At 43.4% G+C, this 1,578-nt stretch carries 6 tRNA genes; all 6 read left to right on the top strand.

Features of this window, described 5'->3' with window-relative positions:
* Positions 1-756 precede the first annotated feature (756 nt).
* The 6 genes from ACWXWT_RS20475 to ACWXWT_RS20450 all read left to right on the top strand — a co-directional run bounded on the left by ACWXWT_RS20475 (position 757) and on the right by ACWXWT_RS20450 (position 1,391).
* A tRNA-Ser gene (locus ACWXWT_RS20475) sits at positions 757-848 on the top strand.
* 22 nt (positions 849-870) lie between these two features.
* Positions 871-947: transfer RNA gene (locus ACWXWT_RS20470), tRNA-Arg, on the top strand.
* A gap of 27 nt (positions 948-974) precedes the next feature.
* Positions 975-1,051: transfer RNA gene (locus ACWXWT_RS20465), tRNA-Arg, on the top strand.
* Between the two features lie 27 nt (positions 1,052-1,078).
* Positions 1,079-1,155: transfer RNA gene (locus ACWXWT_RS20460), tRNA-Arg, on the top strand.
* Between the two features lie 8 nt (positions 1,156-1,163).
* A tRNA-Ser gene (locus tag ACWXWT_RS20455) sits at positions 1,164-1,255 on the top strand.
* Between the two features lie 59 nt (positions 1,256-1,314).
* A tRNA-Arg gene (locus ACWXWT_RS20450) sits at positions 1,315-1,391 on the top strand.
* Positions 1,392-1,578 lie beyond the last annotated feature (187 nt).

The following is a 1,578-nucleotide window of genomic DNA, read 5'->3' as shown; positions in this document are numbered from 1 at the left end:
TTACTCTACCTCCAGCATCTGACCGCCATGGATGGTGGGAATGTCTTATTTTTTATGGAAAAAATAGACCATGCCGTCGTATTTTGAAAGCATCTAACGAAGCATAAAGGACTTTGAAACCCGCCAGGATGGAGTCTCTCAGGTATTCCACTTCTGTGTTACATCGATTTAAAAGGCAACAACCACTTCTACATCAATGTGCCTTGAATTGAAAAACCTGAGAGACTCTGAACTGACCAGATATTTAATGAGATTGGTATTAGTTGAAGGTATGGTTGCTTGATGTCAAAAAACTAACAAAGAAGAGTGCTAGTCAATTCGGCCCTAAGGGCTAACCCCATTATTGACTTAAATGAGCTAGACCAGCCGTCATTTGAATTGTTCTTGGCTGCGTGATGTCGTCTAAAATAGATCATATTTCAACACGGATTGGGATTATATACTGCTCAGGTTTTGCGGAAAGGTTAACCATTGTTGTTTAACTCTGTTTGGTAGTAAAAATGTTTATGAAGGTTAATTTTACCTAGAATGATCCTATTTGTGAAAACTTAACCACATTGATCCACTCAACAAAGACTCAATTGATTGATGTTAGATTGCTGCAGGTAAAAATCATATTGGGAAAATAGAATGAAGTTATCGTGATGATTTGAGTCTATTATCTCCAATGTGATTAAAAACAGTCCAAATGAAGTTAGGTTTTCTAAAAAGGGTTTGACTTATTTTCATCAAACAGTAATATGTGCGCCAAGAAACGGAGAGGTGGCCGAGTGGCCGAAGGCGCTCCCCTGCTAAGGGAGTATGGGCTTTAAATCCCATCGAGGGTTCGAATCCCTCCTTCTCCGCCATTTCTTACAATAGATAAACGATGCGGATGTAGCTCAGCTGGATAGAGTACCTGGCTACGAACCAGGCGGTCGGAGGTTCGAATCCTCCCATCCGCACCATTTACTATTGATGTGATAACCATGAATGCGCGTGTAGCTCAGCTGGATAGAGTACCTGGCTACGAACCAGGCGGTCGGAGGTTCGAATCCTCCCACGCGCACCATTCATGTTTAACCAATACCAAAATTTCGCGCGTGTAGCTCAGCTGGATAGAGTACCTGGCTACGAACCAGGCGGTCGGAGGTTCGAATCCTCCCACGCGCACCATTTATTGCGGAGAGGTGGCCGAGTGGCCGAAGGCGCTCCCCTGCTAAGGGAGTATGGGCTTTAAATCCCATCGAGGGTTCGAATCCCTCCTTCTCCGCCATTCATTACTTGATTAACCATATGGTTAAGCCATTATGAATGGCATGTTGTACCGATTTTGCGCGTGTAGCTCAGCTGGATAGAGTACCTGGCTACGAACCAGGCGGTCGGAGGTTCGAATCCTCCCACGCGCACCATAATAAGAAACGCCCTGTATTATTACAGGGCGTTTTTTTTCATTATTTTGTCACCTTTCAATTATACCAATCTCATTAAATATCTGGTCAGTTCAGAGTCTCTCAGGTTTTTCAATTCAAGGCACATTGATGTAGAAATGGTTGCTCCCTTTTAAATCGATGTAACACAGAAGTGGAATACCTGTGA

The sequence above is a fragment of the Shewanella sp. A22 genome (assembly GCF_053850585.1).
The sequence above is the reverse complement of the archived record's forward strand: the minus strand, read 5'-3'. Positions and strand labels throughout refer to the sequence as shown.